Source organism: Kitasatospora sp. NPDC050543, assembly GCF_044457565.1.
Classification (GTDB): Bacteria; Actinomycetota; Actinomycetes; order Streptomycetales; family Streptomycetaceae; genus Kitasatospora.
In genome coordinates this window covers 1-5,802 of the sequence record NZ_JBITGZ010000076.1, presented here as the reverse complement: position 1 = coordinate 5,802, position 5,802 = coordinate 1, and the positions used below count along the sequence as shown (strand labels likewise).

The window sequence follows — 5,802 nt, the reverse complement described above, 5'->3', positions numbered from 1 at the left end:
CGACGGCATCCGGCACCTCCACCGAAGAGACGACACGACACCCCGTCTCTGCCACCGAGGCACCGACACTAAGCCTGACCAGCGGAAACGCACCCGTCACTATCGGAAAGACAACGGCTTCTAAGATTCGCACCGGGCAGGGCCTGGTGGTGCCGGGGCGGGTGGTGGCGCGGGGCCGGGCGGCCTGCGGCCCCGGGACGTCGGCACTCCCCCCGTGCTGGAGCTGCCGTCCTGGAAGCGGCAGCATGCTCTCCTCCTGGGACTGGAGCCGCCGGGGGCGGGACGGGACGCCGGGGCGCGGGCCGGGAGAGCCGGAGCAGCAGCCGGACAGCCAGACCGCCGAGGACGGCGGCTGGAGCGGGGCGGGCGGTGACGGTGGCCTTCGGTCCCCTCGGGGGTGGGGAGGCGGGGAGGCTGGGCGGTTCACGCAGTACGGATCAGTGCCGCACGAACGCCGGATCCCCCGGCCGCAGCTGCTCGCGTGGCCCCGCCGCCCGCAGGACCACGTCCAGCACCCGCGCCGGGTCGGCGGCGTAGGCGTGCGAGAACCACGCCATGTTGGCCTCCACCACGGCCCAGCGGTGGCCCGGGCGGTACGGGTCGAGCAGCTGCCCGACGTCGACGACGACGGCACTCGGCAGTGTGTGCCCGGCCTCAGCGGCCAGCTGGTCGGCGAACTCCGTGATCTCCGCTGCGACGGCCCGGTCCGCATGGTCCGTACCGAGCGGGCGCGGGTCGAGCCGGCCGAACACCGCGTATCGGCTCGCCGCGGCGATCCGGCCGTCCAACAGGAACAGCCGGTACTCGGCCGCGAAGGTCACCACTTCGGACAGCAGCACCGGTGTCGTCGGATCCAGAGCGGAGGACAGCCGGGAGCCGTCGGCGTAGACATCTGCCGGGAAGGACTTGTCACGCGGCGGCTTGACGAACGTCGGCCCCTCCAGCACCCATGCGTCCGCGACGGTCGCCGTCCGGACCTGACGGCCGGTGAACTCCTCCGGCAGCTCGGCGAGCCAGCCGTCCACCGGTTCGAGCAACGCGAACCCGAGCCGGTCCGCCAGCCGCGCACCCGCGACCGGCCCGCCATACCAGTACGCAGGTCCCACCAGGCCGGACTCCTCCGCCGCCCTGACCGACATCCCACGGCCCGCCGCCTCGACGGCCAACAGCTCCATCGTCGACGTCCGTCGCCCGGGCATAACCAGCACCACGATCTCTCCTCCGCTCCCGCAAAACCGCCACGCTAACCCCGCCGTGCCCACCACGCATCCGAGAATCCCCTGCACGGACCGGAGACGACGGCAGGCGGGGAAAGTCGATAGGCGGGCCCGGACGGGACTGCGGGTCCCCGGCGGCGGCACACCGGACGGCGGGACCCGCAGGCCCTTTCGGGGCGCGGCGCGGGGAGCAGCCGGACACCGGCACCTTGTCCTCGAAGGCGGGCGGCCTGGCGGCCGCGGTGAGGGGTGCCGGGGCCTGGCCGCCCGGCCGGGGCGGGTGCCGGCACCCCGGGCCTGCGGCACCAGCCGGGTGGCCGGTGCCGGGCGATGGTGATGGCCTGAGACCCCCCGGGCGAGGCAGGACAGGGCGTGGTGCTGGGGGCGGGTGGTGGCGCGGGGCCGGGCGGCCTGCGGCCCCCGGGGCGCCGGCACTCCCTCAGGCGTCTCCCCGGGCGTCTCCCGCCGGGGAATGCTCTCCCCCCGGGGGCCGGGAGCAGCCGGGGCGGGACGGCGACCGGGGCGGGAGGGAGCAGCAGCCGGACGGCCAGGCCCCCCGGGGCGGCGGCAGGAGCCGGGCGGGCGGGGAACAAGCGGGCGGGTGACGAACGCAGGCCGGGGAGCGCGGGGTGGTGGGCCTCACGGGCCGATATCCCCTTGGACCCACAACCCTTCAAGCGATTGACTGCGCGTACGACACCACACCGACCGCCCGGGAGGAGACCCGTGGAGGACCCGGACTTCACCGTCCTGCTGACCGACGCCTCGGCAGGCGGGCCCAAAGCCTGCAAGCGGTCCGCGCGGTCACCGGTCTGAGCCTGTGGCACAGCAGACAGCTCCTGGACAGCGCACCCGCCACCGCGCGGGAAGCCATCCCTTTCCACACCGCCATCGCCGCGGCCCGGCAGCTGCGCCGAGCCGGCGTACCCGCCGCCCTCCGATGCGGCTGGTGCCGGCGCGCCCTGCCCGACGACGACACCCCCGTCGAACCGGGCCCGTGCGCCTCCCGGTACTGGCCCACCGCCCACTGTCAGGCCAGCTCCCTCACCACCTGCGACTGCGAGTGGTGCACCGCCCACGGCCCCCTGCCCGGCCGCACCACCCATCACCACACCTGAACCCGCCGGACGTCCGGACGCGAACCGGACCGGGCGAGGTGGGCCAGCGAGGGCGGGTCGGGGAACAGCTGGCCGGCGGGCGGCAGGGAGCTCCGGTGCCCACCGTTCCGCGGAACAACGGGCCAGGCGCCGGCCCGCCGAGGTGCAACGCGGGTTCCGCACCACGCCCACACGCCCCGGAGGAGCAAAAGCCCAGGTCAGAACCGCAACAAACGGCCCGCTTCCCACCGCGCCGCAGCCCGCGTTGCGGCCCGGGCGGGCGGCCGGGACGCCGGCCGGGAACAGGAGCTCGGCACCACGAGCAGCACCCGGCGACGGCCGGGACGGCGGCGGGAGCAGGTGGCGGGCGGTGCGGGTCGAATCCGACACTTCGGGCCCAGGGCCCGATGCCGGGGCCGAGCCTGGCGAAGTCGGCTCAGGACCCGTCGGCGAGGATCAGCCGGCCATCGTGAGCAGGCGCCGGAAGGCCGTAAGGCCCTCGCGGTACTCCGCGGAGCGTCCCAGCAGGGCGACGGCCGCCTGAAGGTCCGGCAGGCAGTCTCGGAGGATCTCGGGGTGGCCCTGGCCGGGGATGCCACCGTTTGAGGTAGGTCGAGACACAGCCGGCCACGGTCAGGTCCAGGTACACCAGATCGAGCTTGTCGTCGGACGGCACTTCGGGAAACGGACCGGGGCGGGGGGCGCCCTGCGATGACGACGGACGACGCCACCACGAAGAAGACCAGGGCGAGGACGGGCGAGGAGCCGAACGGCGAGACCCGGGAGGTGGAGATCACCTGGGCGGTGGTGGCGTCGCTGTTCCAGTTCCGTATCGCCACCGCTGAGCAGCTGCGCCGGCTGCACGCGCCGGACAGCAGCATCGAGAGGTCGCGCGGCCGGGCACGGGCTGGGACCTGCACGAATCCCGCCGTTCTGGTCTGACCCACCTCGGCGCGAGCCTGCTGATGCTGATGGCCAAGTCGCGGCACGAGAAGACGGAGAACGTCCGCCGCTACTTCACCGTCCCCGGAGGCGATCCCCGAGCTCACCAGCCTTCCTGCGCCTGGTGACGCACGTCGGTGACGGCCGCCGTCGGGTGGTCGTCCGGCGGAATCGTGGCGACGAGGCGGCCAACCCGGCATAACCCACCAAATGCATTTCAAGCCATGCCATTCCGTTTGAAAACCTTTCGAAGGCCGGGCAAGCTCATTGGTTGAGTGCCGCATCTGCCGTGGCGCGACCTCCGAGCCGAGGAGTGCCCGTGACCGAGAAGGTACTGGCAAGCTGGAAGGACGGCCCGGCCAAGCGAGCGATCCTGGACTTCGTCCACGCGGCGACCACTGCGGGGGCGGCGTTCGTCGAGGTGGTCGGACTTCTTGCGCGAGACGGTGTGGCGCTCGCGGTAGCGGGCGGCGGCCATCAGGTTGACCGCGTAGACGGGTCGGCCGGTGGAGCGCAGGCAGGCGACGAGCAGGCCGCGGGAGGTCTCGATCGCGACCGGTATTCGGTCGTCGGGGTCGTCGCCGTGCTCGGCCAAGAGGTCGAGCAACTGCTGCAGGCCGGCCGCGTCGTCGCCGATCCGGGCCCGCCCGAGGAGTTTGCCGTCGCCGTCGATCACGGCGACGTCGTGGTGGTCACTGGCCCAGTCGATCCCGCAGAACACCCTCATGGGCGCTTCCCACGTCCCTTCGTCCGATGTGCGTATCCGCTGGTCAAAGCCTGCGCGGAGGCACGCGACTCCCTAATGGAAGGGCTCTGGGCCCGTCATCCGATTGGTCGTTCGTGACCCCAGCTGCCCGCAGGGGCCTCGGTCTGTGCAGGAGCTCGAAGGCGTCCCGGTGAGGTGAGAGGTGCACCCCGCGGAGTGCTCGGACCACGATCATTCGATCATCTGCGCGGTTGCGGTTGTGAGGCCGCCGGACGCCAAGGCCCGCCGATCTCTTCCTGGAGGTCAGGGCCTCGGGTGTCAGTCAGGAGTGGCCCCGACGCCGGGCGCCCCCACAACCGCAGTCTGCGGTGGCGGTCGGCCGGCACCCGGAGGCCAACTCTTGCTGAAGGCGTGCCCTAGGCCGCCGGGGTCCACCTTGTGGCTCGGACCGGGTGCCGACTGATCACCACGGCAGACAAGCTGGCGGTCGTGTGATCCACCGGCTTCGGTCCCCATTAGGTGTCAGGAACGCGGCCCTGCCCGGACGGGGCACAGGAGGCGGGGCGCAGCAGGCCCGGGCGGCACGGGTACGGACACCACCTGCCCCGTCCGGGCAGAAGCTGGCGGCCTGGCGGCCGCTGGGGCAGGTGCCGGCCTGGCGGCCGCACCCGGTGGGTGGCGGGGTGCCGGGGCCTGACGGCCCGGCCGGTGGGCGGGTTCGGGGCCGGGCCTGCGGCCCCGGCCGACAGTGGCGAGGGGTGGGGGTGTGCCCAGGCCTGCGGCACCGGCGCCGGTGCTGGGCCCAGGCGGAGTGCGGGGCAGTGGTGGTGGCCTGACGGCCCCCACGGACGGGGGCGGGGCCGGTGGAGGCGGGCCTGCCACCCGCTGAAACGGGTGGAGATGCATTCGCTGGTCGTCATGATCTGCGCATGGAACAAGTCATCGATCTTGATCACACGGCTGTCGAAGTCACCGAACGCAGGCCAGCCTGGCAACGCCAGGGGCTGACTGTTGGGCTTGTGACCTGGCGAGACGAGGCCGCGCCGTGGCCGCAGCGGCCCGACACCGGGCAAGGACCGGGGCCAGCGGCCACGGCCCGACGCAGTGGCCTGTCGCGAACGGGACCGGCAGCGGTGGCTCGCCAAGCTTCAGCTTGTTGATCAGGCCCTCGACGGTATTCCGCTCCTTGTGGAACTCGGCGTCGTGGCTGACGGGTCGGCCGCCCCTCGCCACCGCGTTGCGGTGGGAGGGGCAGCCGAACGGTAGTGACGGGGCCGGTGGGCCGGCTTGCGGGCAGGGCGGAGCGGACCCCTGCCCTGCCCAACTCCGAATCGACGGGCGTGCCCAACCGTGCGCCTTCTCCGGCGAGTGGTGTCCCCGGACGGCAGCCGGGGCAGGTGAGGAGTTCGTGAAGCTGACCATCGACACCGAAGCCGATTCGTACGAGCGGGCCTGCGGGTGGTGAACGCGGCCTACGGCCGGACCGCGCGGCCCCACCAGTCGCCGCCGACGCCGACGACGGGAGCCCCGCAGGCTGACCTTCATGGTGTGACAGACGTCCCCGGCGCTGTCCGGGAGCGGGAGATCGGCTTCCCGCGCCTGGTGTTCGCCATGGCCGCCATCCTGCCAGCGGTCCCGGTCTCCGCGTGGATGTCCGCCGCCGGCCGCGGATCACGGTTGTGGAGCAGGCTCACGTCAGGTTCCAGTACGCCCCGCGCTGACCGCCCAGGTCCCACTGCTGCACACGGGCGCCACGCGGGGCGCCTGTGGTCATTCGCCCTGGCCGGCGCTTCCCATCGGGCCGATCTTCACCGGGGATCCGCTGCCGTCCGTGACGGGC

At 73.2% G+C, this 5,802-nt stretch carries 3 protein-coding genes and 2 pseudogenes; 2 read left to right on the top strand and 3 right to left on the bottom strand.

Features of this window, described 5'->3' with window-relative positions; genetic code table 11:
* Positions 1 to 437 precede the first annotated feature (437 nt).
* Positions 438 to 1,175, bottom strand: a complete 738-nt coding sequence (locus ACIBH3_RS35650; RefSeq protein ID WP_396316276.1) for an ATP-grasp domain-containing protein — start codon at positions 1,173 to 1,175, stop codon at positions 438 to 440.
* A 1,595-nt stretch (positions 1,176 to 2,770) separates the two neighbouring features.
* Positions 2,771 to 2,935 carry a hypothetical protein gene (locus tag ACIBH3_RS35645; protein ID WP_396316275.1) on the bottom strand — a complete coding sequence of 55 codons (165 nt, stop codon included), beginning with the start codon at positions 2,933 to 2,935 and terminating at the stop codon, positions 2,771 to 2,773.
* A 90-nt stretch (positions 2,936 to 3,025) separates the two neighbouring features.
* On the opposite strand from ACIBH3_RS35645, the gene ACIBH3_RS35640 reads away from it, so the two are divergent.
* Positions 3,026 to 3,256 (top strand): hypothetical protein, encoded by a 231-nt coding sequence (locus tag ACIBH3_RS35640; protein ID WP_396316274.1) that lies wholly within the window; start codon positions 3,026 to 3,028, stop codon positions 3,254 to 3,256.
* Positions 3,202 to 3,397, top strand: a pseudogene (locus ACIBH3_RS35635) (site-specific integrase); the annotation flags it as partial. The gene ACIBH3_RS35640 and the pseudogene ACIBH3_RS35635, both read left to right, overlap by 55 nt.
* Positions 3,398 to 3,680: 283 nt before the next feature.
* Here the strand turns inward: ACIBH3_RS35635 and ACIBH3_RS35630 are convergent.
* Positions 3,681 to 3,983: pseudogene (locus tag ACIBH3_RS35630) on the bottom strand (transposase); the annotation flags it as partial.
* Positions 3,984 to 5,802: the final 1,819 nt, after the last annotated feature.

What these genes read in the sequence shown, in the direction of transcription:
- ACIBH3_RS35650 (WP_396316276.1), bottom strand. Translation starts at nt 1,175, where the DNA reads ATGGAGCTGTTGGCCGTCGAGGCGGCGGGCCGTGGGATGTCGGTCAGG.
- ACIBH3_RS35640 (WP_396316274.1), top strand. Translation starts at nt 3,026, where the DNA reads ATGACGACGGACGACGCCACCACGAAGAAGACCAGGGCGAGGACGGGC.